This is a genomic window from Variovorax sp. OK212, from assembly GCF_900112425.1.
GTDB lineage: Bacteria > Pseudomonadota > Gammaproteobacteria > Burkholderiales > Burkholderiaceae_C > Variovorax.
In genome coordinates this window covers 91,513-116,838 of the sequence record NZ_FOLP01000001.1, presented here as the reverse complement: position 1 = coordinate 116,838, position 25,326 = coordinate 91,513, and the positions used below count along the sequence as shown (strand labels likewise).

23 protein-coding genes and 1 riboswitch are annotated in these 25,326 nt (G+C 71.1%); of the genes, 18 read left to right on the top strand and 5 right to left on the bottom strand.

The window, feature by feature from the left end; all coding sequences use genetic code 11:
* The first annotated feature begins 14 nt into the window (after positions 1–14).
* Positions 15–129: riboswitch (glycine riboswitch) on the top strand.
* 90 nt (positions 130–219) lie between these two features.
* Entirely contained in the window at positions 220–1,521 is a 1,302-nt protein-coding gene (locus BM004_RS00430) for a D-amino acid dehydrogenase (RefSeq protein WP_093210576.1), read from the top strand.
* 61 nt (positions 1,522–1,582) lie between these two features.
* Here BM004_RS00430 and BM004_RS00425 read toward each other — a convergent pair whose 3' ends face one another.
* From BM004_RS00425 to BM004_RS00415, 3 genes are all read right to left on the bottom strand, one after another.
* A complete protein-coding gene (locus BM004_RS00425) occupies positions 1,583–2,863 on the bottom strand; it encodes an FIST signal transduction protein (RefSeq protein ID WP_093211929.1) in 1,281 nt (426 codons plus the stop codon).
* Between the two features lie 45 nt (positions 2,864–2,908).
* The gene (locus BM004_RS00420; protein ID WP_093126548.1) at positions 2,909–3,676 is read right to left on the bottom strand and encodes a PhaM family polyhydroxyalkanoate granule multifunctional regulatory protein; all 768 of its coding nucleotides are present in this window, start codon (positions 3,674–3,676) and stop codon (positions 2,909–2,911) included.
* Positions 3,677–3,746: 70 nt separating this feature from the next.
* The gene (locus BM004_RS00415; protein ID WP_093210574.1) at positions 3,747–5,192 is read right to left on the bottom strand and encodes an aminotransferase-like domain-containing protein; all 1,446 of its coding nucleotides are present in this window, start codon (positions 5,190–5,192) and stop codon (positions 3,747–3,749) included.
* 122 nt (positions 5,193–5,314) lie between these two features.
* On the opposite strand from BM004_RS00415, the gene BM004_RS00410 reads away from it, so the two are divergent.
* The 11 genes from BM004_RS00410 to BM004_RS00360 all read left to right on the top strand — a co-directional run bounded on the left by BM004_RS00410 (position 5,315) and on the right by BM004_RS00360 (position 14,141).
* Positions 5,315–5,914, top strand: coding sequence for a LysE family translocator (locus BM004_RS00410; protein ID WP_093210572.1), 600 nt, complete (start codon positions 5,315–5,317; stop codon positions 5,912–5,914).
* A complete protein-coding gene (locus tag BM004_RS00405) occupies positions 5,911–6,879 on the top strand; it encodes a DMT family transporter (RefSeq protein WP_093210570.1) in 969 nt (322 codons plus the stop codon). The genes BM004_RS00410 and BM004_RS00405 overlap by 4 nt, the downstream gene beginning before the upstream one ends.
* Entirely contained in the window at positions 6,879–7,361 is a 483-nt protein-coding gene (locus BM004_RS00400; RefSeq protein ID WP_093210568.1) for a VOC family protein, read from the top strand. The genes BM004_RS00405 and BM004_RS00400 overlap by 1 nt, the downstream gene beginning before the upstream one ends.
* A gap of 12 nt (positions 7,362–7,373) precedes the next feature.
* A complete protein-coding gene (locus BM004_RS00395; RefSeq protein WP_093126562.1) occupies positions 7,374–8,576 on the top strand; it encodes an aminotransferase-like domain-containing protein in 1,203 nt (400 codons plus the stop codon).
* A gap of 41 nt (positions 8,577–8,617) precedes the next feature.
* Positions 8,618–9,274 (top strand): LysE family translocator, encoded by a 657-nt coding sequence (locus BM004_RS00390; RefSeq protein ID WP_093210566.1) that lies wholly within the window; start codon positions 8,618–8,620, stop codon positions 9,272–9,274.
* A gap of 10 nt (positions 9,275–9,284) precedes the next feature.
* Complete coding sequence (locus tag BM004_RS00385; RefSeq protein WP_093210564.1) at positions 9,285–10,136, top strand: PhzF family phenazine biosynthesis protein; 852 nt, start codon at positions 9,285–9,287, stop codon at positions 10,134–10,136.
* A 39-nt stretch (positions 10,137–10,175) separates the two neighbouring features.
* Entirely contained in the window at positions 10,176–10,817 is a 642-nt protein-coding gene (locus tag BM004_RS00380; RefSeq protein WP_093210561.1) for a glutathione S-transferase, read from the top strand.
* A gap of 5 nt (positions 10,818–10,822) precedes the next feature.
* Positions 10,823–11,746, top strand: coding sequence for a PhzF family phenazine biosynthesis protein (locus BM004_RS00375; protein ID WP_177206287.1), 924 nt, complete (start codon positions 10,823–10,825; stop codon positions 11,744–11,746).
* A gap of 69 nt (positions 11,747–11,815) precedes the next feature.
* Positions 11,816–12,508 (top strand): VOC family protein, encoded by a 693-nt coding sequence (locus tag BM004_RS00370; RefSeq protein ID WP_093210559.1) that lies wholly within the window; start codon positions 11,816–11,818, stop codon positions 12,506–12,508.
* 2 nt (positions 12,509–12,510) lie between these two features.
* On the top strand, positions 12,511–13,143 hold the full coding sequence (locus BM004_RS00365; protein WP_093126579.1) for a LysE family translocator: 633 nt from the start codon (positions 12,511–12,513) through the stop codon (positions 13,141–13,143).
* Between the two features lie 26 nt (positions 13,144–13,169).
* Positions 13,170–14,141 carry a threonine dehydratase gene (locus tag BM004_RS00360; RefSeq protein WP_093210557.1) on the top strand — a complete coding sequence of 324 codons (972 nt, stop codon included), beginning with the start codon at positions 13,170–13,172 and terminating at the stop codon, positions 14,139–14,141.
* Positions 14,142–14,162: 21 nt separating this feature from the next.
* Here the strand turns inward: BM004_RS00360 and BM004_RS00355 are convergent, their stop codons facing one another.
* A complete protein-coding gene (locus BM004_RS00355; RefSeq protein WP_093210555.1) occupies positions 14,163–14,990 on the bottom strand; it encodes a creatininase family protein in 828 nt (275 codons plus the stop codon).
* A 349-nt stretch (positions 14,991–15,339) separates the two neighbouring features.
* On the opposite strand from BM004_RS00355, the gene pgaA reads away from it, so the two are divergent.
* The 5 genes from pgaA to BM004_RS00330 all read left to right on the top strand — a co-directional run bounded on the left by pgaA (position 15,340) and on the right by BM004_RS00330 (position 22,811).
* Positions 15,340–17,913 (top strand): poly-beta-1,6 N-acetyl-D-glucosamine export porin PgaA, encoded by a 2,574-nt coding sequence (pgaA, locus tag BM004_RS00350; RefSeq protein ID WP_093210553.1) that lies wholly within the window; start codon positions 15,340–15,342, stop codon positions 17,911–17,913.
* A gap of 56 nt (positions 17,914–17,969) precedes the next feature.
* Complete coding sequence (pgaB, locus tag BM004_RS00345; protein ID WP_093210551.1) at positions 17,970–20,060, top strand: poly-beta-1,6-N-acetyl-D-glucosamine N-deacetylase PgaB; 2,091 nt, start codon at positions 17,970–17,972, stop codon at positions 20,058–20,060.
* Positions 20,057–21,334, top strand: a complete 1,278-nt coding sequence (gene pgaC / locus BM004_RS00340) for a poly-beta-1,6-N-acetyl-D-glucosamine synthase (protein WP_093210549.1) — start codon at positions 20,057–20,059, stop codon at positions 21,332–21,334. Before pgaB ends, pgaC begins: the two co-directional genes overlap by 4 nt.
* A complete protein-coding gene (pgaD, locus tag BM004_RS00335; RefSeq protein ID WP_093126593.1) occupies positions 21,324–21,905 on the top strand; it encodes a poly-beta-1,6-N-acetyl-D-glucosamine biosynthesis protein PgaD in 582 nt (193 codons plus the stop codon). The genes pgaC and pgaD overlap by 11 nt, the downstream gene beginning before the upstream one ends.
* A gap of 108 nt (positions 21,906–22,013) precedes the next feature.
* Positions 22,014–22,811: an SDR family oxidoreductase gene (locus BM004_RS00330; RefSeq protein ID WP_093126596.1), complete on the top strand. Its 798-nt coding sequence runs from the start codon at positions 22,014–22,016 to the stop codon at positions 22,809–22,811.
* A gap of 471 nt (positions 22,812–23,282) precedes the next feature.
* Here the strand turns inward: BM004_RS00330 and BM004_RS00320 are convergent, their stop codons facing one another.
* Positions 23,283–24,191, bottom strand: a complete 909-nt coding sequence (locus BM004_RS00320; RefSeq protein ID WP_093210547.1) for a LysR family transcriptional regulator — start codon at positions 24,189–24,191, stop codon at positions 23,283–23,285.
* A gap of 108 nt (positions 24,192–24,299) precedes the next feature.
* On the opposite strand from BM004_RS00320, the gene BM004_RS00315 reads away from it, so the two are divergent.
* Positions 24,300–25,310 carry a zinc-binding alcohol dehydrogenase family protein gene (locus BM004_RS00315; protein ID WP_093210545.1) on the top strand — a complete coding sequence of 337 codons (1,011 nt, stop codon included), beginning with the start codon at positions 24,300–24,302 and terminating at the stop codon, positions 25,308–25,310.
* Positions 25,311–25,326: the final 16 nt, after the last annotated feature.

The following is a 25,326-nucleotide window of genomic DNA, read 5'->3' as shown; positions in this document are numbered from 1 at the left end:
GTACTGCATCAACTGAAACGCCGTCTGGAGAGCCGCCACGCCATTTCATGGCCGTGACGCACCGAAGGAGCAAACCCGCTGCGGGCGCAGCGGGTGAATCTCTCAGGTACCGAGGACAGGGGGAGCGGCAACTTGGACACGGCCGTCCGGTTGCCTGCTATTGATTCAATAGCACACCACGCCCGTCGTTCAAGCGCTGCAACCTCAAAGGTACTTGAAATGCGCGTGATCGTTCTTGGCGCCGGCCTGCTCGGCGTGACCTCGGCTTACTACCTCCAGCAACTCGGCCACGACGTGACCGTGATCGACCGGCAGGCCACCCCCGCCGCCGAAACCAGCTTCGCCAACGGCGGGCAGATCTCGGTCAGCCATGCCGAACCCTGGGCCAACCCCAGCGCACCGCTCAAGGTGCTGCAATGGCTGGGCAAGGAGGACGCCCCGCTGCTCTTCCGTATCCGCGCCGACATGCGCCAGTGGCTCTGGGGCCTGCAGTTCCTGCGCGAATGCACCCCGGCGCGCACCCGCCACAACATCGAGCAGATCGTTCGTTTGGGTACATACAGCCGCGACATGTTGCAGCAATTGCGTCGCGACACCCATCTGGCCTACGACCAGCGCACCCAGGGCATCCTGCACTTCTATACGACGCAGAAGGAATTCGACGGCGCCCTTGCCCCCGCCGAGCAGATGCGCGCCCTGGGCTGCGAGCGCCAGGTCATCTCGGCCGACGAGGCCGTGAAGATCGAGCCCGCCCTCGCCCACATCCGCCCGAAGCTGGCCGGCGCCACCTTCACGGCCGAAGACGAATCCGGCGACGCCAACCGCTTCGCGCGCGAACTCTGCAAGCTCGCGGCGGCGGCCGGCGTGAAGTTCCTGATGAGCCACACCATCACCGCGCTGCGCGAAGCCGGCGGCAAGATCGACCACGTCGAAGCCACCGACAACGAAGGCCGCTTCCAGCGCATCCGCGGCGACGCGTTCGTGATGGCGATGGGTTCGCTGAGCCCGCTGCTGGCCGCACCGCTGGGCATCCGGCTGCCGATCTACCCGGCCAAGGGCTATTCGGTGACGCTGCCCGTGAAAGACGCCTCCAAGGCCCACCAGGTCTCGCTGACCGACGACGAGTTCAAGCTCGTGTTCTCGCGCTACACGTCCGAGTCCGGCGACCGCCTGCGCATCGCCGGCACGGCCGAGCTCAACGGCTACGACCGCGACCTGAACCAGGTGCGCTGCGAAGCCATCGTGCACCGCGTCGAAGCGCTGTTCCCCGGCGCCGGCGACACCACGCAGGCCCAGTTCTGGACCGGCCTGCGCCCCGCCACGCCGAGCAACGTGCCGCTGATCGGCAAGACGAAGCTGCAGAACCTGTTCCTCAACACCGGCCACGGCACGCTCGGCTGGACCCACGCCTGCGGCTCGGGCAAGTCGATCGCGCGCATCGTGAGCGGGCTGGCGCCCGAGGTCGATTTCGCGTTCACCGGCATGCCGGCACCGCAGCCGCGCGTGCTGCAGCCGGCCTGACGGCTTGATGGCTTGATGGCTTGATGGCCTGATGGCCTGATGGCCGGCCTCCGGCGTTCGCTCAGTCGTTGCTGGTGAACACCGTCAGCACCCCGGTATAGCCATACAGATGGTGCCGCGCGATTTCGCCCGCGGCAAAGAAGCCGACCAGCGGCACGTCGCCCAGCGCGTGCCGCACGATCTGCAATTCCGCGCCCGGCGCGCCGAAGTGCGGGCCGCCGCGGCCGGAGCAGCTTACATACACCGCGCCCGCAATGCGCCGCGCGGGGTGCGGCGCGGCCTCGGCCTCGCCAGCGGCCACGGCGCGCGCGGTGGCCAGCGTCTGTTCTTCGGGCTCCAGCTCTTCGCGGATTTCGGCGCAGATGCGCATCAGGTCGGCCCGGGCGGCCTGCGTGTTGCGGCGGCAGAAGGTCAGCCGCATGCCGGCCTCGGCGGTGTCGGCAATGGCAATGCCGCGCCGCGTGGGGTCCAGGCCGATGATGTGGCGCACCAGCACGTCGGCCCCCAGGTCGCCGGTGCGGCGGATGCCGTCGCTGCCCGCGTCGGCCAGGCCGACCAGCGTATTGCGCACGGCGTCGATGGCTTCCTGCGGCCGCTCGAGCGACACCTGCAGGTCGGCCAGCAGCACGTCGAGCGCCGGTTCGCCGTCGAGCCTGAGCAGCAGGTTGCCGTCGGCCTCGGTGATCTCGCGCTGGCGCCCCGCCCCCGAGCGCAGCGGCTGGCAGCCCTGCGTGACGCGCGACACCAGCCGCACGCCCTCGCCGAACACCACGCCCGACAAGCCGCCCGAGAACACGCCGCCCGCCGCGCCGTGGCCGCGGATGTTGCCGTTGCCGCCGATCGCGAACTGCAGCGCGCTGCCGCGGCCCGAGGTCAGGCCGCCGAACAGGTAGCCGGTGTCGGTGCGCCCGGCCATCTCGCCGATCAGCTCGGCCAGGTCGGGCGTTGCGGGGTCGGCGTGGACCAGCGCGGTGTGCGCCTCGAAGCCGCTCATTTCCGAGTTGCCCAGCGGCGCCACGCCCGAGAACACGCGGTACTGGTCACTGGGCAGCGCGCACAGCATCAGGCTGATGCCGGGCTCGTCGAAATACTCGGCGTTGTTGGCCGACACGCCGATGCCGACGGTGCCCGACCAGTCGGTGACCTCGGGCAGCTCGGCGCTCAGGTGGTCGAGGATGTCCTGCGCGTCGCTCGCATAGTGGTCGGTGATGTAGAGCAGCCCGAGCGTCGGCGACGACGCGTAGTCGGGCAGTGCCATCTGCGCACGCAACTGGGCCAGCACGAGGCCGGCCGCCATGCGCCATTGCGGATGGGTGGCATGGCCGGTGGGAAACAACTTCATGATGCGTGCCAACCCGTTCTCTTCGGAAAATATGTGTGTATGACGTCAGCGCCGGCCGGAGGTTCGCTTGCGGGCGGCGGTCGCGGTCTTCTTCTTGGCGGCCGGCGTGGCGGCCGCCTTCTTAGCGGCGGTCCTGGCTGCGGTCTTGGCTGGCGCGGCCTTCTTCGCCGCGGCGGGCCTGCCCATCGCCTGGCCGACCACGTCGGCCAGCGGCTGCGCCATGGCGGGCACCTTCAGCTGGGCCGCGTCCTGCAGCGCCGAACTGGCGATCTGCTGGAACTGCTCGGTGAGCGAGCCCCACCATTGCATCGGGTCGACCACGCCGGCGCCGCCGGCCTTGGCACCGGCCGACGCCCTGGCGCGCGGCTTCTTCGGCGCGGGCGTTTCCTCTTCGGGCGCCTCGTCCTCGACCTCTTCGAATTCCTCGACCTCTTCGACCTCCTCGGGCTCCGGCGCGGCGGGCGCCGGCGCCATCGCGCTCGCCTGCTTGGTGAACGCGCTGGCGATGTCTTCCATGCGCACGTTCATGCCGCGCAGTGTCGACAAGGTCATCTTCTGCACCTCGAGCGCCTGGATCGTCGCCTTCAGCGCATGGCCGTTCTGCTCGAGCCAGTACTGCACGGTCTTGAGTTCCTGGATGCGCTTGTCGACTTCTTCCACGCTCAGCGTGGGCGCCACCCAGCTCGCCAGGCTGGGAATGCCGGGCACCGAGCCGGTGCCGGCGCCTGCGGCGGCACCGCCGGCAAGGTTCTTCAGGAAGTCGAATCCGGGAACGAATTGGCTGAAGTCGAAGGGCTTGCTGGTGTTGCTCATGCGGCAGGTCTCCGGGGTGGGTTTTCTTGTGTTGCCAGCTTACTCCAAGGCCCCGGGGTTTTCGCGGCCGTCAGAGTTCGCCGCGCACCTTGCTGAAGACTTTCCAGAAGGTCGCGTCCTGCGAGGTCGCGAAGTTGATCCGCATCATCGTGCTGGGCGGGCGGCGCGCATGGAACAGCGAGCCCGGCGCCAGCAGGTAGCCCTGGTCGAGCATGCGCTGCGTGAGCGCGTCGGTGTCCACGCCGGTGTCGACCCAGCCGAACAGCCCCGCCGGCTCCGACGCGAAGGTGCAGCCGTGCGCGATGGCCAGCTTCACCGAGCGCCCGCGCGCGCCGTCGAGCCGGATGCGCACGCGCTCCGAATGCCGGCGCAGCTGCCCCTGGTCGATGCACCACGACAAGGCCCGCTCGAACAGCGTGGGCGAGGTCAGCGTGGCCAGCAGCTTGGTTTCGAGCAGCCGCTCCTTCAGCGCGGGCGCCGCGGCCAGGAAGCCGATGCGCCAGTTGGGCGCGATGATCTTCGCGAAGCCGCTCACGTAGATGGTGCGCTGCAGCCCGTCGAGCGCGCTCAGGCGCGTGGCGTGCTCGGGCGCGAGGTGGCTGTAGGTGTCGTCCTCGACGATGTGGAAGTCATGCGCGTTGGCCAGCTGGAGCACACGGTGCGCGCTGCCCGGCGTGAGGCTGTAGCCGGTCGGGTTGTGCAGCACGCTCACGCTCACGAACAGCTTCGGCTGGTGCAGCGCGCAGTACTGCGCCATCACCTCCAGGTCGGGCCCGTCGGCGCGCCGCGGCACCGGCAGGATGCGCATGCCCAGCGCCTCGAGCCGCGCGAACTCCAGCGCCCAGCCCGGCTCCTCGACCATCACCGGGTCGCCCGCGCGCAGCAGCGTGCGGCTCACGATGTCCAGCGCATGCGTGGCGCCGATGGTGGTCACGATCTGGTCGGGTGAGGCCGGCACGTTGATGCCCACCAGCTTCTGCGACAGGCTGCGCCGCAGGCTCATGTCGCCCGACGGCTCGCCGTACTGCAGCGACAGCTCCTGCAGCGCCGCCGTGCTGGTCATGCGGCGCACGGCCGTGGGCATGAAGGTCGACGCCATCCAGTCCGGCGGGAACACGCCCATGCCGGGCTGCGGCTTGTCGCTCGGGCGGTGGAACATGCTGCGGATCAGCGAGCTGGCGTCGGCCGGCACGCGCGAGGCCATCATCTGCACGGCCATCGCCGCCGGCATGCCGCTCACGCCGCCGGGCTCTGCGCCGTTGTTCGAACGGCCCTCCTGTATCGGCGCCGAGTCCCGCACATAGAAGCCGCGCTGCCGGCGCGCCTCGACCAGCCCCTGCGCCAGCAACTGGTCGTAGGCCGCCACCACGGTGTACGGGCTGACGCCCTGCTGCCGCGCGCACTCGCGCACCGAGGGCAGGCGGGCGCCGGGCGGCAGCAGCCGCGTGCGGATGCGTTCGGCCAGGCGGTCGGCCAATTGCCCGGTGAGCGACTGGGTGGAGGTGCGTGTCAGCATGCGTTCAAGTGCTCCGGAAAAGCCTTGTGGGCTCTGTGCCGCAGGATTGACCAATACAGATTCCGTGATTGTTCGACTATCTGTACTGGCACTGTAATGGTCGCAAGTTTAGAGTGTGTGTCATGAACTGGCAAGAATTCACCGCGCTGCTGGTGCTGGCCACGGCGATGAGCTTCTCGCCCGGACCCAACACCACGCTCTCGACCGCCCTGGCGGCCAACGGCGGCCTGCCGCGCGCCATGCGCTTCGTGCTCGCCGTGCCCATCGGCTGGACCTTGCTGCTGGCGCTGAGCGCCGCCGGCATCGGCGCGCTGGTGGTCGCGGTGCCCGCGCTGCGGGTGGCCATCAAGGCGCTGGGCATCGGCTACCTGCTGTGGCTCGCCTACAAGCTCAGCGGCAGCGGCACCCTCGGCAAGGCCGACGGCGCGAACCTGTCGGTCGGCTTCGGCCAGGGCGTGATGCTGCAGTTCGTGAACATCAAGGCCTGGCTGCTGGCGCTCACGCTGGTGGCGGGCTGGATCGCCGGCCAGCCTGACGCGCTCGGCCGCTTCGCCATCGTCGCGCCGGTGATGCTGGTCTACGCCTTCGCCAGCAACTTCGCCTATGCGCTGGTCGGCGCGCTGCTGCGCGACTGGCTCGCCAAGGGCGCGCGGCTGCTGTGGTTCAACCGCGCCATGGGCCTGGTGCTGGTGCTCACCGCGTGGTGGATGGTGAGCGTATGAAGCTCGACATCAAGGACGAGACGCTGGGCATGTGGCTCGGCGTGGTCGGGGTGGCCATGTTCGCCATCACGCTGCCCATGACGCGGCTGGCCACCGGCTCGCAGGAGGCGCCCCAGCTCTCGCCGTGGTTCGTGACGCTCGGGCGCGCGGCGCTGGCGGGCGTGCTGTCGGCCATCTTCCTGCTGGTGACGCGTTCGCCGCGGCCGGCCCCGCACCAGTGGAAGTCGCTGGGCGTGGCGGTGCTGGGCAACTGCATCGGCTTTCCGCTGCTGCTGGCCTACGCGCTGCGCGTGGTCACGGCCAGCCACGCGGCGGTGGTGACGGCGCTGCTGCCGCTGGTCACGGCCGCCGTCGCGGCCTGGGTGCTGCACCAGCGCGCGCGGCTGGGCTTCTGGCTGTGCGCCGTCGCGGGCAGCCTGCTGGTGGTGGTGTTCTCGGTGCTGCGCGCGAGCCAGACCGGGCACGGCTTCGGCTTCGGCTTCGAGTGGGCCGACCTGCTGCTGGTGGGCGCGGTGATCGCGGCCTCGTTCGGCTACATCTACGGCGCGCAGGTCACGCCGTCGCTGGGCGCCGAGCGCGTGATCTGCTGGGTCTGCGTGATGGCGCTGCCGTTCACGCTGCCGGCCACGCTGGCGCTGTGGCCGACGCAGCCGGTGGCCACTTCGTCGTGGCTGGGCTTCGTGTACGTGGGCATGTTCTCGATGTGGATCGGCTTCTTCGCCTGGTACCGCGGCCTGGCCCTGGGCGGCGCGCTGCGCGTGAGCCAGACGCAGCTGCTGCAGCCCTTCCTGTCGATCCTGGCGTCGATCCCGATCCTGGGCGAGCCGCTGGACCTGGTGACGCTGGGCTTCGCCATCGCCGTGGTGGCCACGGTGGTGATCGGCAAGCGCCTGTCGCAGCCGGCGGCCAACAGCGCCTCCCCTGCTGCCTCAAGCGCAGGCGCCGCCGCGCCCAGGAGAGGCTGATGTTCAGCCACGTCACCGTCGGCAGTACCGACCTGCCGCGCGCCGCCGCCTTCTGCGACGCCTTCTGCGACACCTCCTGCGACGCCGTGCCGGCGCCGCTGGGCCTGGCGCGCCGCCCCGTCGTGCCCGACGCCGGCCCCGAGGCCGCCTGCCAGACCGCGCCAGGGCACGCGCTCCCGCGCTTCCATGTGCACAACCCGCTGGACGGTGAACCCGCCAGCGCCGGCAACGGCAGCATGGTCGCGTTCGACGCGGCCTCTCCCGTTGCCGTAGCCGCCGCCCACGAGGCGGCCCTGCGCCACGGCAGCCTCGACGAAGGCGCGCCGGGCCCCCGCCCACGCTACGGCCAGGGCTATTACGGCGCCTGCCTGCGCGACCCGGACGGCAACAAAATCCAGGTTGTGTACCGTGGCGATCTCCGGGCGGACCGGCCTCCGCGATCCGCCTGTACGCTCCTACCCGACTCTCACCTCACCGCCTGAAAGAAGACCCCCATGAACTGGACACTCGCCGCCCGCGCCGCAAAGATGAACCCCTCGGTGCTGCGTGAAATCCTCAAGGTCACCGAGCGCCCCGGCATCATCAGCCTGGCCGGCGGCCTGCCCTCGCCCAAGACCTTCCCGATCCAGGCCTTCGCCGACGCCTGCGCCGAAGTGCTGCACACCGACGGCCAGGCCGCCCTGCAATATGCCGCCAGCGAAGGCTACGCGCCGCTGCGCCAGGCCGTGGCCGACATGCTGCCGTGGAACGTCGACCCCTCGCAGGTGCTCATCACCACCGGCTCGCAGCAAGGCCTCGACCTGGTGGCCAAGGTGCTGATCGATCCGGGCAGCAAGGTGCTGGTGGAGACCCCCACCTACCTGGGCGCGCTGCAGGCCTTCGGCCCGATGGAGCCGCACCCCGTGGGCGTGGCCAGCGACGACGACGGCGTGGTGGTCGAGGACCTCGTGGCCAAGGCCAAGGACGCACGCTTCGTGTACCTGCTGCCCAACTTCCAGAACCCCACCGGCCGCACCATGACCGAGGAGCGCCGCGCCGCCGTGTCGGCCGCCGCTGCCGCCGCGAACCTGCCGATCGTCGAGGACAACCCCTACGGCGAGCTCTGGTTCGACGAAGCCCCGCCGCTGCCGCTGGCCGCGCGCAACCCCGAAGGCGTGATCTACCTGGGCTCGTTCTCGAAGGTGCTGGCCCCCGGCCTGCGCCTGGGCTTCCTGGTGGCGCCCAAGTCGATCTACCCGAAGCTGCTGCAGGCCAAGCAGGCCGTCGACCTGCACACGCCCATCTTCACGCAGCGCATGGTGTCGTCGGTCATGAAGGACGGCTTCCTGGACCGCCACGTGCCCACCATCCGCGCGCTCTACAAGAGCCAGCGCGACGCCATGATCGCCGCGCTCCAGCGCGAGATGAAGGGCCTGGATGTGAAGTTCAACGCGCCCAAGGGCGGCATGTTCCTGTGGGCGCGCCTGCCCGAGGGCGTGGACACCGTCACGCTGCTGCCCAAGGCGGTGGAGCGCAACGTGGCCTTCGTGCCCGGCGCGCCGTTCTACGCCGGCGAAGGCGACCCGCGCACGCTGCGCCTGTCGTTCGTGACGGCCAGCGTCGAGCAGATCGACATCGCCATCGCCGCGCTCGCGCAGACGCTGCGCGAGGAGCTGGTGCTGCTGGGCGACAAGCAGCTGGCTGCCGCGCAGATCTGAGTTCGACCACAGCGAATCACGCCCCACGCCAGGAGCCTTCCTTGATCGGCCTCGCCACACTTTCGCTCTTCCTGCTCGCGGTGCTGGCGCTGTTCCTGTCGCCGGGCCCGAACATGGCGTTCGTGCTGTCGCACGGCGTGGCCCACGGCCCGCGCGGCGGCTTTGCGGCCGCGCTGGGCATCTCGGCGGCCGACCTGGTGCACACGCTGTTCGCGGCCACCGGCGTCACCGCGCTGGTGGCGGCCTGGCCGCCGTCGTTCGACCTGCTGCGCTATGCGGGCGCGCTGTACCTGGTGTGGCTCGCGGTGCAGGCCTTGCGCCATGGCGGCGGGCTTCGCGCGGGTGCGCAGGCCAGGCCGGCCGGCTTCGGGCGCATCGTGCGCATGGCGCTGCTGAACAACCTGGTCAACCCGAAGGCGCTGCTGTTCTTCATGGTGTTCCTGCCGCAGTTCGTCGACCCCTCGCGCGGCAGCGTGCCGCTGCAGCTGGTGCAGCTCGGCGTGGTGCTGTCGATGGCCGCGCTGGCGTTCAACACATTGCTGGGCGCGTGCAGCGGGCAGGTCGGCCGCTGGCTGCACGAGCGCCCCGGCGCGGCGCGCTTCCAGAGCGGCCTGCTGGCCGCCGTGATGCTGGGGCTGGCCGTGCGCCTGCTCTTTCTCGACCGCCCCTCTTCCAGCTCTCCCGGCTTTCCCCGCTGAAAAGGCGCCCATGAACGTTCTGAAGATCGCAGCCTTCTCCCATGGCGAGACGGGCGGCAACCCCGCCGGCGTCGTCATCGCGGACGCACTGCCCACGGTGGCGCAGATGCAGGCCACCGCCACGGAAGTCGGCTTTTCCGAATCCGTGTTTGCCACGCGCATCAAAGACGACGTTGGCGACGCCAGCGGCTGGCGCGTGCGCTACTTCTCGCCGCAGTCCGAAGTGCCGTTCTGCGGCCACGCGACGATCGCGCTGGGCGCCGCGCTCGCAATGCAGCACGGCGACGGCGTGTTCCCGCTGACCATCAACCACGCGCAGATCACGGTCGAGGGCCGGCGCGACGGCGGCGTGATCGCGGCGGCACTGCAGTCGCCCCCCACGCGCAGCGCCGCAGCCACGCCCGAAATGACCGCCGCCGCCATGGCCCTGTTCGCGCTGACCCCCGGCGACCTCGACCCGCGCATTCCCCTCGCGCTGATCCACGGCGGCGCCGACCACGTGGTGCTGGCGCTGAAAAGCCGCGCCAGGCTGGCCGCCATGGCCTACGACTTCGAGGCCGGCCGCAAGCTCATGACCGGTGCCGGGCTCGCCACCATGGTCCTCGTGCATGCCGAGACCCCGCGGCTGTTCCACACGCGCAACCCCTTCGCGTCCGGCGGTGTCTACGAAGACCCCGCGACCGGCGCCGCCACGGCGGCACTGGCCGGCTACCTGCGCGACCTCGGATGGCCGCACGGCGGCGCCATCGACGTGGTGCAGGGTGAAGACATGGGCATGTTGTCGAAGCTGCATGCCGACATTTCGCCCACGGCCGGCAGCTCCATCCGCGTGTCGGGCACCGCGCGCGTCATGGCGGCGTAAGTCGACGCAACGAATCCATAAAGAAAAGGAAAACTGTCCATGCTCAACATCTGGGGCCGCATCAGCTCGATCAACGTCCGCAAGGTGGTGTGGTGCGCGCAGGAGCTCGGGCTCGACTTCCAGCGCACCGAGGCCGGCGGCAAGTTCGGCGTGGTGCAGACGCCCGAATACCTTGCGCTGAACCCGAACGCCATGGTGCCCGCCATCGACGACGGCGAAGGCGCCGAGCGGGTCGTGCTGTGGGAGTCGAACGTGATCGTGCGCTACCTCTGCGCCAGGCACTCGCACGGCATCTTCTACCCGAGCGAGCTGCCCGCGCGCTTCGACGCCGAGCGCTGGATGGACTGGCAGCAGACCTCGCTCAACCGCGCGAGCCGCGACGCCTTCGTCCAGTGGGTGCGCACGCCGCCGGCGGAGCGCCAGTTCGCGCTCATCGACGCCTCGGTGCGCGAGAGCGAGGCGCTGTTCGCCATGCTCGACGCGCACCTCGCCAAGCGCGCCTACATCGGCGGCGACCGCTTCACCATGGCCGACATCCCGATCGGCTGCGAAGCGCACCGCTGGTTCGGCCTGCCCGGCGCCGAATACCGCCGGCCGAACTGGCCGAACCTCGAGCGCTGGTATTCGGAACTGCTGTCCCGCCCGGGCACGCGCGGCGTGCTCGACCTTTCCCTCGAATGATCCCCATGAAATCCCGCCCCTTCAAGCAAGTCGACGTCTTCACCGCCACCGCCTACTACGGCAACCCGCTCGCGGTGGTGATCGACGGCCAGGACCTCGACGACGCCGCCATGCAGCGCTTCGCGCAGTGGACCAACCTGTCCGAGACCACCTTCCTGCTGCCGCCGACCGACCCGGGCGCCGACTACCGCGTGCGCATCTTCACGCCCGGCGGCGAGCTCCCCTTTGCCGGCCATCCGACCATCGGCAGCTGCCATGCGTGGCTGCAGGCCGGCGGCAAGCCCAAGGCCGCGGGCCAGGTGGTGCAGCAGTGCGGCGCCGGCCTGGTGCCGCTGCGGCGCGAGGGCAGCCGCCTGGCCTTCGCCGCGCCGCCGCTCAAGCGCAGCGCCCCCAGCCCCGCGCTGCTGGCCAAGGTGGCCGGCGCGCTGGGCCTGAAGGCGCAGCAGGTCATTGCGGCGCAGGTGCTGGACAACGGCCCGGTCTGGTTCGGCCTGCTGCTGAACGACGCCGACGCCGTGCTCGCGCTGCAGCCCGACCACCGCGCGCTGAAGGAGCTCGGCGTGAAGGCCGGCGTGGCGGGCGTGCCCGCGGCGCACGACACCTCGCTGCTCATCGGCCGCTCGAACCGCGAGGCGCGCGCCTTCGGCAACCGCCCCGCCACGCCCAACGACGACGGCGCGAAGATCGACCTCGAGGTGCGCGCCTTCGCCGAACCCATCGGCGTGCAGGAAGACCCCGTCACCGGCAGCCTGAACGCGAGCCTGGCCGAATGGCTGATCGCCGACGGCCACATGCCCGAGCGCTACCTCGCCGCGCAGGGCCAGTGCCTGGGCCGCGCGGGCCGCGTGTACATCGAGCGCGACGCCGAAGGACGGATCTGGGTCGGCGGCGACGCCGTGACCTGCGTCGACGGCCACGTCACGCTGTAGGCCACAAACCAAGCCCACCAGCCCGCCAGCCCGCCAGCCCGCCAGCCACCACAAGGAAACCACCGCACCATGCACGCGCAGCTCGACCACCTCGTGATTGCCGCGGCCTCGCTCGACGAGGGCGTGGCGTGGTGCGAAGCCACCCTCGGCGTCGCGCCGGGGCCGGGCGGCGCGCACCCGCTGATGGGCACGCACAACCGGCTGCTGAACATCGCGAGCGACGCCTTTCCGGCGGCCTACCTCGAGATCATCGCCATCGAGCCCGGCAAGCGGCCGTCGCGCCCCAGGACGCACCGCTGGTTCGACCTCGACGACGCCGCCTTGCAGGCCGCGCTCGCGCAGCGCGGCCCGCGGCTGATCCACTTCGTGGCCCGCGTGCCCGACGCGCAGGCGGCCACCCACGCCCTGGCGCACGAGGAGCACGCCCACATCGACCGCGGCCACCTGGTCGCCGCCTCGCGCGACACGCCGGCCGGCCGGCTCGAGTGGCAGATCACGCTGCGCGACGACGGCCAGCGCCTCTTCTACGGCGCGCTGCCCACGCTGATCCAGTGGGGGCCCGTGCACCCCACCGACGCCATGCCCGAGTCGGGCCTGGCGATGCGCGCGCTGCGTGCCGCGCACCCGCGCGCCCCGGCGCTGGCGGCCGCGCTGTCGGCCATCGGCATGAGCGACATGCCGGTCGATGCCGGCCCGCCCAACCTCGTGGCCGTGCTCGACACGCCGCGCGGCCCCGTCACGCTCGAATCCAAAGGACTCTGACCATGCTGAGCCTCACCGAAATCGCCTGGTTCGCCCTGGCCTCTCTGCTGCTGGCGCTCACGCCGGGGCCGAACATGATCTATTGCGTCTCGCGCACGCTGATCCAGGGCCGGCGCGCCGGGCTCATCTCGCTGGGCGGCGTGCTGATGGCGTTCCTGGTGCACCTGTTCGCGGCGGCGCTCGGCCTCACCGCGCTGCTGCTGGCCGTGCCGCTGGCGTTCGACGCGATCCGCATGGCCGGCGCGGCCTACCTGCTGTGGCTCGCGTGGCAGGCGGTCAAGCCCGGCGGCAATGCGCCCTTCGAGGCGCGCGCGCTGCCGGCCGATCCGCCGGGCAAGCTGTTTCGCATGGGCTTTCTCACCAACCTGCTGAACCCGAAGGTGGCGATGTTCTACCTCTCGTTCTTTCCGCAGTTCATCCACCCCGAGCGCGGCTCGGTGCTGCTGCAGAGCATGCAGCTGGGCATCGCCCAGATGACGACCAGCGCCGCGGTCAACACGGTGATGATCCTCGGCGCCGCGAGCATCACGGCCGTGCTGTCGCAAAGCGCCGGCTGGCTGCGCGCGCAGCGCTACATCATGGGCAGCGTGCTGGCCGCGCTGGCCGTGCGCGTCGCGCTGACCGAACGCAAGTAAGTGCAAGGAAGGACAAGGGCCATCCGATGAAGTTCACCCGCCAAGAGATCGAAGCCGCGCAGCGCACCGTGCACGCGGCCATGCCCTCCACGCCGCAGTACGCCTGGCCGCTGCTGTCGCAGCGCCTGGGCGCCACCGTGTGGGCCAAGCACGAGAACCACACGCCGGCCGGCGCCTTCAAGATCCGCGGCGGCCTCACCTACTTCGAGACGCTGGCGCGCGAGCACCCCGAGGTGCGCCACGCCATCAGCGCCACGCGCGGCAACCACGGCCAGTCGGTCGGCTTCGCCACGCGGCGCCATGGGCTGGCGGCCACCATCGTGGTGCCGCACGGCAACTCGACCGAGAAGAACGCCGCCATGCGCGCGCTGGGCGTCACGCTGGTCGAGCACGGCGACGACTTCCAGGCGGCCTCCGAACACGCGGCGCTGCTGGCCGAGCGCGACGGCCTGCACCGCGTGCCCTCGTTCCACCGCGAGCTGGTGCGCGGCGTGTCGACGGCGTACGTGGAGTTCTTCGAGGCGCTGTCGGGCACGCCGCCCGACGTGATGTTCGTGCCCATCGGCCTGGGCTCCGGCTTCGCCGCGGCGGCCGCGGCGCGCGCGCATTGCGGCGTGTCGACCCGGCTCATCGGCGTGGTGTCGGCGCATGCCACGGCGTACCGCGATTCGTTCCTTGCCGGCAAGCCGGTCGAGTCGCCCGTCAGCACCCGGCTGGCCGACGGCATGGCGTGCCGCACGCCGGTGCCCGAGTCGGTCGAGGTGATCCGGCGCGAGGCCGACGACGTGGTCATGGTCACCGACGACGAGATCGCGCAGGCCATGCGCATCCTGTTCAGCGACACGCACAACGTGGCCGAGGGCGCGGGCGCCGCGGCGCTGGCGGCCGCGCTTCAGCAGCAGGAACGCTGGCGCGGCAAGACGGTGGGCATCAGCGTGAGCGGGGGCAATGTCGACTCTGACATGTTCGCGGGCGTGCTGGGAAGCAAGCCTTCCTGAATTCGGGGACGAATTCGCGGATCAGGGCAGCGGCGCCGTATTCGCGGTGCTCAGCGGCAAGCTGGACACTTCCGCCAGCAGCAAGGCCAGCTGCTGCGCAGCCGCATCCACCACCGCGCGCCCGTTCTCCGCCGTGGCCGCGGCCGCGTTGCCGGCGGCCCCGTGCGCGTTGTAGTCCTCCATCGCCCAGCCGAGCTTGGCGCTCTTGCCGTTGCCCAGGATCGCGTAGTCCACCGAGCGCTGCTGCGAGGTCGAGCTGAAATCCTTCGCCTCGCCCATGCGCACCAGCTGCGGCGTGAGGGCCAGCATCATCGAGGTCTCGATCTCGCCCGCGTGCACGCCGAAGCGGTGTTCCTGCGCGCTGAACCGCGCGCCCGCGTCGCCCAGCGGCAGGTTGAACCAGCTCACGCTGTAGACGATGAGCCCGTGCGCCGCGCGCAGCTCGCGCGCCACGATGTCCATGGCACCCACGTGGCCGCCGTGCGCGTTGAACAGCACCAGCTTCTTCACGCCGGCGCGCGCCACGCCGGCGCCGATTTCGTTCCACATGCGGATCAGCGTCTCGGCCGACAGCGTGAGCGTGCCCGCGAAACGCGCGTGCTCGGGGCTCAGGCCGATCTGCTGGGTCGGCAAAAACAGCACCGGGAGGCCGGCCGGCAGCAGCGGCAGCGACGCGGCCACGATGCCGTCGGCCAGCACGGTGTCCACGCCCAGCGGCAGGTGCGGGCCGTGCTGCTCGGTCGCGCCCAGCGGCAGCACCGCCACGGTCGCCGCCGCGTCGAGCGACGCGAAATCGCGCGTGGTGAGCTGGGACCAGAAGCGGGGCAAGGGGGCCGTTGGAGCGTTCATCGCGCGATCTTAGTGGGCCGAACGAGGCCCGGCACGGCAGCGGTTGTTTGGCGAATGGGCCCCACGGCGGCATCAAAACCGCGCACCTGTTCACACATACGCATGAATCTTGGCACTTTGGTTTGCCATTGTTAACACTTCTGCCTAGAGTCGCCAAACTCAATTTTCAGAGCCTCGTGTCCAGCCCCATGGAACGGAGGCTCGGCTTGCACGGGTGTTGTCACGCGCCCGGCGCAAGTGCGTGGTCAAAGGGAGCAGTGTGTTCATCCAGAAGAAAAAAACTGGAGGCACGGTCACAGCCGGGCGCAGATCGGCGCTCGCCTGTCCGTTGCCTCGTCGCCCCGCCGGCATGGCCTGGGGATGGGCGCCGATCGTCTGCGTGCTGGCCTTCGGCACGTCGGCAGCCTTGGCGCAGCCGTCGGTGCCTGGGGTCGATGCAGTCGATGCGGCCAGCCAGGCCGCCGCGGCCGGCTACGACGCCCAGCGCCACGATGCGCTGATCGCCGCGCGCCGCGAAGGCCGCGTCACGCCCGCGCAGGCGCTGCAGCAGTTGAAGGACTGGCTCGCGGCACCGGCCGGCGCCCGCCCACTCGACGAGCGCGCGCGCCGCCGCGTGGCCTCCGACGCCATTGCCATGGCCGCGGCCGACGGCCAGTTCGCCGAGGCCGTGGCGCTGGCCCGCCGGTTTCCGCCGGCCGGCCTGAACGACTACGCCCTGGGCCCGCTCGCCCTCGCCGCGCGCCGCGCGCACGACCTGGGCTTGCAGGGCGAGGCCGTGAAGCTCTGGCGCGCACGGCAACCCGCCGCGCGCGAGCCGCGCTTCCACGAGGCCTACTGGCGGCTCGACAGCGGCGACGTCGCAAGCGCCAAGGCGCTGTACGGCGCACTCGCCTCCACGCCCGTGCAACAGACCGACGACCGCGTGGCGCTGCTCGAACTGCGCGCCGCCGTCGCGCGCGCCGGGCAAGACACGCTGCAGGCGCTCGCCGCCTACACCGAGGCCGGCGCGCTGCGGCCCGATCGCCTCGACCTGCGCCGCGAGGCCGACTTCTTGCTCTCGAGCGCCGGCGCCGCGTCCAGCGCCTTCACCGACGCCGAAGCGGCCGAGCGCGCGAACCCCGGCAGCTTCTCGCCGCTGGCGCTGTCCACGCTGCAGCAGGAAGCGCTGGCGCAGCAGCTGCGCTGGGCCGTGCAGGAGCGCGACCAGCGCCTCGGCGCGCAGCGCGTGGTGGCGCTCGACCGCGTGCTGGACGGTCAACAGGCCGCGCTGGCCCGCGCCGACGCGGCGGCATTGAAAGCGCCGTCTTCCGACGCGGATGCCGGCGCATGGCGCGCGCTGCGCGTGCGGCTGCTCTCCGACCGGCTGCTGGCGCTGGTCGAACGCGGCCGCCCCGCCGACGCCGTGGCGCTCTACGAGGCGATGCACGCCGCCGGCACCGAACTGCCGCCCCACGCGCTGGGCGCCGCCGCGCGCGCCTTCGCGCAGCAGCGCCGCTCGGCCGAGGCCGTGCCGCTGTACGAAGCCGCCATCGCCAAGGGCGGCGCCGACCTGCCGATGCCCGACCCGCTCTACTTCGGCCTGGTCTACGCCTACCAGGACATCGGCCGCTTCGAGGACGCCGAGGCGCTGCTGCAGCGGCTGGAAAGCAGCACGCCCGCGCTGCTGCGCCTCACGCCCGAAGCCGGCCGCCCCAACGAGCAGTACAGCGACGTGAGCGGCCTGCGCGGCCTGACACAGCTCTACACCGACCGGCCCGCGCTCGCGCAGCGCACGTTCTCGGTGCTCACGCGCGAGGCGCCGCTGAACGCCGGCTATGCCACCGGCGCGGCCCTCACCGAACGCCTGCGCGAGCACCCCGAGGCCGCGCTCGCGCGCTACGAGGCGCAGGCCGCCGACGAGCCGTACGACATCGGCGCGCGCACCGGCCATGTCGAGGCGCTGCTCGACGCCGGTGAATTCGGCGAAGCCCGCCGCCGCGCCGAAGCACTCGACGCCGATGCGCCCGACGCGGTCGCGGTGCGCGACATGCAGCGCCGCCGGCGCGCCCTCGTCGGCGCGCGGCTCGACGTCGACGCCGAGGCATCGTCCGGCGGCGCGGCCATTGCCGGGCGCGAGTGGCGCGTCGACAGCCGGCTGAGCTCCGGCCTCATCGACGACCAGTGGCGCGTGTTCTACGACCAGTCGCTGGGCCGCGGCAACACCGACATCGGCAACGCCGGCTGGGCCCGCGGCGGCCTCGGCCTGGGCTGGCAACGCGGGCGCTGGCTGGCCGAAGGCGCGCTGCAGCACGCCAACGCCGGCCCCTACCGCAACAGCGTGGCCGCCCGCGTGGACTACCGCGCCGGCGACGCCTGGCGGCTGTCGGCCAGCTACGACGGCGACAGCAAGGAGCTGCCGTGGAAGGCGCGCGTGGCCGGCATCGGCGCGCACGAGGCCGGCGCGAGCGTGGGCTACGTGGTCAACGAGTCGCGCCGCTTCGACCTGAAATGGCAGCGGCTGGACTTCAGCGACGGCAACCTGCGCAACGGGCTCGGGCTCGGCTGGCGCGAGCGCTGGGTGAGCGGGCCGCGCTTCCAGCTGGAAACGCAGCTCGCCGCCGACACCGGGCGCGGCCGCGCCATCGACGCGCCCTACTTCAACCCGTCGAGCGACACCAGCGTGCAGCTCGGCGTGCGCGCGCAATGGCTCAACTGGAAGCGCGACGACCGCCAGTTCTTCCAGGCCGTCGAGCTCAGCGGCGGCAGCTACCGGCAGGCCGGCTTCGGCAGCGGCCCGCTGTGGAGCCTGCGCTACGAGCACCGCTGGAACCTGGGCCCGAAGCTCACGCTGCGCTACGGCCTGAGCATTTCCAGCCACCCCTACGACGGCGTGAGCGAACGACAGCGCGGCGTCTTCCTGAACCTCTCGACGCCCCTGCCGTGATGCGACCGACGACGAACCCCCTTGCCCTGCTGCGTGCGGCCCTGTTGCGTACGGCCATGCTGCGCGCAGCCCTGTTGCGTGCCGCCCTCCCCGGCTTGCTGCTCGGGCTGTCCCTTGCGGCCGGCGCGCAGCCGCTGCCGTCGGCCGACCCCGACGACGGCACCAGCTTTCGCGTGCTGTCCTTCCACGACGTGCGCACCCAGGTGCGCGCCAGCTTCGTGGACTCGCCCGACGAGACCGCCGTCGACGAGCGCACCTTCGCCGAGGTGTTCGCTTGGCTGCAGCACAGCGGCTACCACCCGGTGAGCCTGCAGCAGATCGTCGACGCGCGCGCCGGCGGCACGCCGCTGCCGGCGCGGCCCGTGCTGCTGACCTTCGACGACGGCTACCGCAGCGCCTACACCAAGGTGTTCCCGCTGCTCAAGCGCTACAACTACCCGGCGCTGATGGCGCTGGTGACCAGCTGGCTCGAGGTGCCCGAGTCGCCACCGGGCCAGTTGGTGCACTGGGGCGACAAGCCCGCGCCGCGCGAGAACTTCCTGATGTGGCGCGAGGCCGCCGAGATGGCGCGCTCGGGCCTCGTGGAGTTCGCGAGCCACACCGACGCGATGCACACCGGCATCCTCGCCAACCCGCAGGGCAACCTGCTGCCCGCCGCGGCCACGCACCGCTACGACCCGGCCACCGGCCGCTACGAGAGCGACGCCGCCTACGCGCAGCGCGTCGAGGCCGACCTGCGCCGCAGCCGCGAACTCATCGAGAAGCGCACCGGCGCCAGGGTGCGCGCCACCGTGTGGCCCTACGGCGCCTACAACACGGCCGCGCTCGAGGCCTCCGCGCGCGCGGGCATGCCCATCACCTTCACGCTGGACGACGGTTCGAACACGGCCGCGGTGCCGCTCTCGCGCATCCGCCGCGCGCTGGCGGCCTACGACAACGAGGCGCCCGAGTACGCGCGGCTGCTGCGCAGCCCGGTGGGCGGCGAGGTGCGCGCGGTCAACCGCGTGATGCACGTCGACCTCGACTACGTGTACGACCCCGACCCGGCGCAGCAGGAGCGCAACCTCTCGATGCTGATCGACCGCGTGGCCGCCGTGCGCCCGCGCGCGGTGTTCCTGCAGGCCTATGCCGACCCCGACGGCGACGGCGTGGCCGACGCGCTGTACTTTCCCAACCGCCACCTGCCGATGCGCGCCGACCTGTTCGGCCGCGCGGCCTGGCAGCTGCGCAGCCGCGCCGGCGTGAAGGTCTACGCATGGATGCCGGTCACGGCCTTCCGCCTGCCGGCCGCGAACCCGATGGCCACGCACACCGTCGTGGCGCAGGGCGGCGCCATGCCGCCCGGGCGCTACCACCGCCTCACGCCCTTCGACCCCGCGGTGCGCGCGCTGGTCGGCGACATCTACGAAGACCTGGGCCGCCACGCCTTCTTCGAGGGCCTGCTGTTCCACGACGACGCGACGCTGGCCGACGACGAGGACGCGAGCCCCGCCGCACGGGCCGTCTATGCGCAATGGGGCCTGCCGCCCGACGTGGCCGCGATCCGCGCCGACCCGGGGCTGATGGCGCGCTGGACCACCGCCAAGACGCGCTACCTGATCGCCTTCACGCAGGAACTCGCCGCGCGCGTGGGCGCCTGGCGGCCCGCGCTGGAGACGGCGCGCAACCTCTACGCGCGGCCGCTGCTGGAGCCGCAGGCCGAGCAGTGGTTCGCGCAGAACTACGAGGCCTCGCTCGCCGCCTACGACTACGTCGCGCTGATGGCCATGCCACGCATGGAAGGCGAGGCCCGCAGCGCGAGCGACAGCGACGCCTGGCTGGGCCGGCTGGCGCTCCGCGTGGCCGGCACGCCGCGCGGCCTGGACGGCACGGTGTTCGAGCTGCAGGCACGCGACTGGCGCACCGGCAAGCCCGTGCCCGACACGGAGCTCACGCGCCAGTGGACGCTGCTGCAGCGCGCCGGCGTGCGGCACCTGGGCTACTACCCCGACGACTTCCTGCACGACCAGCCTTCGCTGGACACCGTGCGCCGCGCGATCTCGGTGCGCTCGCTGCTGCCGCGCGCGCTGCGTGCGTCCGCGGCCGCGGCGATTCCGGCACAGCCCGTGCCGCCCGTGCCACCGCCGCAAGGAGAACGGTCGCCATGACCTCCACCCAGTTCCTCGCGCACACGCTGCCCACGCTGCTGTTCGGCTTCGTCTTCTACTACCCCTTCTTCATGGCCTACGTGTGGATGGCCGGCGGCCTCTCGCATGCGTGGGTGTTCGAGCGCAAGCGCGACGTCGACGTGAACCCGCTCGCGCTGCTGCCCTCGCAGCCGCTGGTGACGGTGGTGGTGCCCTGCTTCAACGAGGCGCCGCACCTGCGCGAGGTGATCGAGCAGCTGATGCGCACGCGCTACCCGCACTACGAAGTCATTGCCGTGAACGACGGCAGCACCGACGGCACCGGCGAGCTGCTCGACGAGATGACCCGGGAATACAAGCGCCTGCGCGTGATCCACAACGCCAGCAACCAGGGCAAGGCGGTCGGCCTGAACACCGCCTGCCAGCTCGCGCGCGGCGAGTACATCCTGGGCATCGACGGCGACGCGCTGATCGACGAGGACGCCATCGCCTGGATGCTGCAGCCCATGCTGGCGTCCGAGCGCATCGGCGCGGTCACGGGCAACCCGCGCATCCGCACGCGCACCACGCTGCTCGGGCGCATGCAGGTGGGCGAGTTCTCTTCCATCATCGGCCTCATCAAGCGCTCGCAGCAGCTGGTGGGCACGCTGTTCACGGTGTCGGGCGTGATTGCCATGTTCCGCCGCCGCGCGGTGCTCGACGTGGGCTTCTGGAGCCCCGACGTGCTCACCGAGGACATCGACATGAGCTGGAAGCTCCAGCTCGGCGGCTGGCAGCTGCGCTTCGAGCCGCGCGCGCTGTGCTGGATCCTGATGCCCGAGACCTTGCGCGGCCTGTGGAAGCAGCGCCAGCGCTGGGCCATCGGCGGCATCCAGACCATGCTGCGCTACACCGGCCGCATATTGCGCCCGCGCAACTGGCGCATGTGGCTCATCTACGTGGAGTACATGACCAGCGTGGTGTGGGCCTATGCCATGGCCGTGGTGCTGGCGGTGAGCCTGGCGCGCCCCTTCCTGCCGCCGGACTCGTCGTGGCACTCGGCGCTGCTGCCGCACTGGCAGGGCACGCTGCTGGCCATGACCTGCATCCTGCAGATGCTGCTGAGCCTGTGGATCGACCGCCGCTACGACCGCGACCTGATGCGCTATTTCGCCGGAACGATCTGGTACCCGATCGCTTTCTGGACCATCACGATGGCGACCACCGTCATCGCCCTTCCCAAGGCCCTGATACGCCGGCGCGGCAAGCGCGCGGTGTGGACGAGCCCCGACCGAGGAGTTTCCGATGCCCCCTGAGAACCACGCGCACAGCCGCTTCCCCGACGCAGGCAACGAGACCCCGCCGCCGAGCCGCCGGCGCTCGTGGGGCCAGCCCGCGGTGGACGAGCCCATCATCGACGCCGCGCGCATCTCGCTGCGCGCCTTCGGCAACGGCCGCTCGCCGCAGCGCACGCTGGCCATGTACCTGTGGCTGCGCGTGCTGCGCCCGGCCATCACCATCGCGATCTGGTTCTGCGCGGTCTGGTACGCCTGGCCCTACGCGCTGGGCGCGCGCTCGCAGCCCGAGGTGCTGCACCTGCTGGGCCTGTACGCGGTGGTGATCGGCGTGATCCTGGTGTCGATGCTGGCGATGGCGCCATGGCGGCGCCGCCAGCACCAGCGCGAGGCGCCGCCCGAGCAGGAACAGTCGTCGCTGTTCGCGCTGGCCTCGTACATCGAGGTGCCGCCGGCGCGCCTGTCGACCTGGCAGCGCACGCGCCAGCTGCTGGTGCACCACGACAACAACGGCCACCTGCGCGACGCCACCGACACCGCGCCCGGCACACTGGAACCCGAGCCGCTGCAGCGCGCCGCCGCGCGGCGCTGACCGGGCTCCGGTCCTTGGAGCGGCGTTGCACAGCCGCGTCCGTGCAGGGGTTTCGCGGCGGTGCTTCAATCGCCGCCTCAGCTCATTCATCACGGCAAGGACTCTTTCATGGACCTCCAGCTCCAGGACCAGCACGTTCTCATCACCGGCGGCAGCAAGGGCATCGGCCTGGCCTGTGCGCTGGGCTTCCTGCGCGAAGGCGCGCGCGTGAGCCTCGTCTCGCGCGACCTCGCCAACCTGCAGCAGGGCCGCAAGACCCTGGCCGAATCGTTCGCGCAGGCCGAGGGCCGCGTGTCGGTCCATGCGGCCGACCTCAAGGACCCGGCCAGCGCCGTGGCCGCGCTCGACGCCGCCGAGCAGGCCTTCGGCCCCGTCGACGTGCTCGTCAACTCGGCCGGCGCCGCGCGCCGCACCACGCCCGCCGAGCTGACCGCCGCCTCCTGGCACGAGGCGATGGACGCCAAGTACTTCACCTACATCCACATGCTCCACCCCGTGGTCCAGCGCATGGGCGAGCGCGGCCGCGGCGCCATCGTCAACGTGATCGGCAAGGGCGGCAAGGTGGCCAGCCCCGTCCACATGGCCGGCGGCGCGGCCAACGCGGCGCTGATGCTCGTGAGCGCCGGCATGGCCGCCGCCTATGCGGCCAAGGGCGTGCGCGTGAATGCCGTGAACCCCGGCCTCACGCTGACCGAGCGGCTGCAGGAAGGCATGAAGGCCGACGCCAAGCTGGCCGGCATCGGCACCGACGAAGCCTTGAAGCGCGCCACCGCCGGCCTGCCGCTCGGGCGCATCGCCACGCCCGAAGAGATCGCCAACATGGTGGTGTTCCTGGCGTCGGCGAAGGCGAGTTATGTGACCGGGGCGATCGTGGCGATGGATGGGGCGGTGACGCCGATGATTTGAGGAGGTGAGCAGAGGGGCGGCGGGGCTGGCGACGCAGTGGCGGTTTCGAAGGCCGATGCCCTCACCCCAACCCTCTCCCAGAGGGAGAGGGAGTAAATACCGAGGCCGAGCGAAGCCTCGGGATGAAAGCAGAGAAGCCGAGCGAAGCGAAGGCCTGAATGAAAGCCGAGCGAAGCGATGGCCCGGGTGGTTCCCCAGCCCCTCTGGCCGCGCCGAGGAGCGGAGGGTTTCGCGGACCAGGGCTCGCAGCTGTTCGAGCGCAACGCAGTGGAGCGAGTTCTGCGAGACCCCGCGAAACGTGAGCACCGCAGGTTGCCCGCAGCGAAGCGGAGGGGCGCGGAGGGACGCGGACAGTGGGGTCGCCTTTTCTTTGCCTACTTTCTTTTGGCGAAGCAAAAGAAAGCAGGTCGCCTGCCGGGGCGAGTCCCGGCCAGCAGCCTCAACGCCTCCGCTACTCAACTACTCAACTACTCAAGCCTCGGCAGTCAAAGCCTCGAACTTGACCGCCAGAAAGTCGACAAACGCCCTGACCCGAGCCGGCACAAACCGCCCACTGGGCAACAGCGCATGCAACGGATAAGGCTCCGTCTCCCACTCAGGCAACAGCCGCACAAGCCGCCCCTGCCGAACATCCTCGCGCACGTCGAGCGCCGACTTCAGCGAGATCCCGTACCCCGCCACGGTCCATTCCCGCGCCAGCGAGGCATCGTCCACGCTGCGGTTCCCATTCACCCGCACCTCGCTCCACTGCCCATTCAGCCCAAAGCGCCACACCCGATGCCGCCGCCCCGACCGATTGAAAGTCAGGCAGTTGTGCTGCACCAGGTCCTGCGGCACCCTCGGCGCCCCATGGCGGCGCAAGTAATCAGGCGATGCCGTCAGCACCGGATTCGTCATCGCAAACGGCCGCGCCACCAGCCGCGAATCGGCCAGCGCGCCATAGCGCAGCGCCACGTCCACCTCGTCGCGCATCACGTCCAGCGGCCGGTCGCCCACCGACAGCGACAGCTGCACCCCCGCATGCAGGGCCAGAAACTCGTCGAACCAGGGCAGCAGCGTGCTGCGCGTGAGGTCCGACGGCGAGGCCACGCGCAGCGTGCCCACCAGCCCGCCCCGGTCCGCCGTGACCTGCGACTCGCCCTCGTCCAGCAGCTCGAAGGCCCGCACTGCGTAGTCGAGCAGCGTCTGTCCCTGCGGCGTGAGCCGCATCGCCCGCGTCGAGCGCTCGAACAGCCGCGCGCCCAGCTGCGCTTCCACCCGCTTCAGCGTGGCGCTGGCCGCCGCCGGCGTGATGCCCAGCGCATGCGCGGCCGCGGTCAGCGTGCCGCCGCGCGCGGTGTGCACCAGCACCCGCAGATCGGAGACATTTTCAATCTTCATTTGAAAGTGTTGATGTTTCAGCCCGTCTTATCAAACCAGCCTTGCGATCCTACATTCGAGGCATCGTCATTGAAAGCAGCGCCCCGAAGCGCCTGAAAGGTCCCCGCCATGAAAGCCGTCGGCTACTACCAGCCCCTCCCCATCGACAACCCCGAATCGCTGCAGGACATCGAGCTGCCCGCCCCCGTGGCCGGCGCGCGCGACCTGCTGGTGCGCGTGAAGGCGGTGTCGGTCAACCCGGTGGACACCAAGGTCCGCAAGAACGCCGCGCCCGAGGCCGGCCAGGCCAAGGTGCTGGGCTGGGACGCCGTGGGCACGGTCGAGGCCATCGGCAGCGGCGTGAAGAACTTCCGGGTCGGCGACCGCGTGTACTACGCCGGCTCGATCATCCGCCCCGGCGCCAACGCCGAGCTGCACGCGGTCGACGAGCGCATTGCCGCCCTCGCGCCCAAGAGCCTCGACGACGCGCAGGCCGCCGCGCTGCCGCTGACCACCATCACCGCGTACGAACTGCTGTTCGACCGCCTGCGGGTGCCCAAGGGCGGCGGCGAAGGCCAGACGCTGCTGATCACCGGCGGCGCGGGCGGTGTGGGCTCCATCCTGATCCAGCTCGCGCGCCAGCTCACCAAGTTGCGCGTCGTCGCCACCGCCTCGCGTGCCGAAACACGCGAGTGGTGCCTGGCGCTGGGCGCGCACACGGTCATCGACCACTCCAGGCCGCTCGCGGCCGAGCTCAAGGCCGCCGGCATCGGCGAGGTCGACATGGTCGCCAGCCTCACGCAGACCGAGCAGCACTGCGCGCAGATCATCGAAAGCCTGAAGCCCCAGGGCCAGCTCGCGGTGATCGACGACATGAAGCTGCTCGACGCCATGCCGCTGAAGACCAAGAGCCTGTCGCTGCACTGGGAAATGATGTTCGCGCGCTCGCGCTTCGAGACGCCCGACATGGCCCAGCAGGGCGCGCTGCTGGCCGAAGTGGCGGCGCTGGTGGACGCGGGCCGCATCCGCACCACGGCCAACGCGAGCTTCGGCACCATCAACGCGGCCAACCTTCGGCGCGCGCACGCGCTCATCGAGAGCGGCAAGGCGCAGGGCAAGGTGGTGCTGGCGGGCTTCTAGCCCTTCAGCCGTGGGC

Coding starts and splice junctions, on each gene's coding strand:
- BM004_RS00415 (WP_093210574.1), bottom strand. CDS start 5,192: ATGCTGACACGCACCTCCACCCAGTCGCTCACCGGGCAATTGGCCGAC.
- BM004_RS00315 (WP_093210545.1), top strand. CDS start 24,300: ATGAAAGCCGTCGGCTACTACCAGCCCCTCCCCATCGACAACCCCGAA.
- BM004_RS00400 (WP_093210568.1), top strand. CDS start 6,879: ATGTTCAGCCACGTCACCGTCGGCAGTACCGACCTGCCGCGCGCCGCC.
- BM004_RS00385 (WP_093210564.1), top strand. CDS start 9,285: ATGAACGTTCTGAAGATCGCAGCCTTCTCCCATGGCGAGACGGGCGGC.
- pgaB (WP_093210551.1), top strand. CDS start 17,970: ATGCTGCGCGCAGCCCTGTTGCGTGCCGCCCTCCCCGGCTTGCTGCTC.
- BM004_RS00330 (WP_093126596.1), top strand. CDS start 22,014: ATGGACCTCCAGCTCCAGGACCAGCACGTTCTCATCACCGGCGGCAGC.
- BM004_RS00420 (WP_093126548.1), bottom strand. CDS start 3,676: ATGAGCAACACCAGCAAGCCCTTCGACTTCAGCCAATTCGTTCCCGGA.
- BM004_RS00425 (WP_093211929.1), bottom strand. CDS start 2,863: ATGAAGTTGTTTCCCACCGGCCATGCCACCCATCCGCAATGGCGCATG.
- BM004_RS00375 (WP_177206287.1), top strand. CDS start 10,823: ATGAAATCCCGCCCCTTCAAGCAAGTCGACGTCTTCACCGCCACCGCC.
- BM004_RS00395 (WP_093126562.1), top strand. CDS start 7,374: ATGAACTGGACACTCGCCGCCCGCGCCGCAAAGATGAACCCCTCGGTG.
- pgaA (WP_093210553.1), top strand. CDS start 15,340: ATGGCCTGGGGATGGGCGCCGATCGTCTGCGTGCTGGCCTTCGGCACG.
- BM004_RS00405 (WP_093210570.1), top strand. CDS start 5,911: ATGAAGCTCGACATCAAGGACGAGACGCTGGGCATGTGGCTCGGCGTG.
- BM004_RS00365 (WP_093126579.1), top strand. CDS start 12,511: ATGCTGAGCCTCACCGAAATCGCCTGGTTCGCCCTGGCCTCTCTGCTG.
- pgaC (WP_093210549.1), top strand. CDS start 20,057: ATGACCTCCACCCAGTTCCTCGCGCACACGCTGCCCACGCTGCTGTTC.
- BM004_RS00360 (WP_093210557.1), top strand. CDS start 13,170: ATGAAGTTCACCCGCCAAGAGATCGAAGCCGCGCAGCGCACCGTGCAC.
- BM004_RS00355 (WP_093210555.1), bottom strand. CDS start 14,990: ATGAACGCTCCAACGGCCCCCTTGCCCCGCTTCTGGTCCCAGCTCACC.
- BM004_RS00430 (WP_093210576.1), top strand. CDS start 220: ATGCGCGTGATCGTTCTTGGCGCCGGCCTGCTCGGCGTGACCTCGGCT.
- BM004_RS00320 (WP_093210547.1), bottom strand. CDS start 24,191: ATGAAGATTGAAAATGTCTCCGATCTGCGGGTGCTGGTGCACACCGCG.
- pgaD (WP_093126593.1), top strand. CDS start 21,324: ATGCCCCCTGAGAACCACGCGCACAGCCGCTTCCCCGACGCAGGCAAC.
- BM004_RS00380 (WP_093210561.1), top strand. CDS start 10,176: ATGCTCAACATCTGGGGCCGCATCAGCTCGATCAACGTCCGCAAGGTG.
- BM004_RS00410 (WP_093210572.1), top strand. CDS start 5,315: ATGAACTGGCAAGAATTCACCGCGCTGCTGGTGCTGGCCACGGCGATG.
- BM004_RS00370 (WP_093210559.1), top strand. CDS start 11,816: ATGCACGCGCAGCTCGACCACCTCGTGATTGCCGCGGCCTCGCTCGAC.